The following is a 437-nucleotide window of genomic DNA, read 5'->3' on the forward strand; positions in this document are numbered from 1 at the left end:
CTTCTTAGTTTGCTTCTTCTGTGCTGCCATACTACCAGGGCCTTTCCTCGGAGCTAATCCCGCGGTACCGCCTTTGTTGTAGCGATACAACCAGTTACGCACAGTGGAGCTGCTAAAGATGTTGAAATGCCGTGCGGTCTCGGAACTAGATGCCTGATGTTTTTCTTTCCATTTTAGCACCTTTAAGCGGAAGACCAACGAGTATTGCGATTCACCTGACTGGGTTTCAGTGTGCAGGGCAGCCACACCTTTTCCTTTATAAAGCTGAAGCCAGTTGATCACTGTTGCCTGATTCACATGATATTTTCTGGCAAGGGACAGGGCACTGCCTTTTCCTTCTAGGAAATCACTCACAACTTTCAAACGCTTCTTAAAACTGATCTTCTTCATACCAGTACCTCCAGAGATTTCTGGTTCAAGTACTGGGGTTCGGTCCA

The 437-nt window shown here is 46.9% G+C and carries 1 protein-coding gene; it reads right to left on the reverse strand.

Features of this window, described 5'->3' with window-relative positions; genetic code table 11:
- Positions 1-390, reverse strand: a 390-nt coding sequence (locus tag FC82_RS14290; RefSeq protein WP_056997342.1) for a helix-turn-helix domain-containing protein, incomplete at its 3' end; no start/stop codon positions are given.
- Between the last annotated feature and the right edge of the window lie 47 nt (positions 391-437).

The sequence above is a fragment of the Secundilactobacillus collinoides DSM 20515 = JCM 1123 genome, from assembly GCF_001435975.1.
In the GTDB taxonomy this organism is placed as follows: Bacteria; Bacillota; Bacilli; order Lactobacillales; family Lactobacillaceae; genus Secundilactobacillus; species Secundilactobacillus collinoides.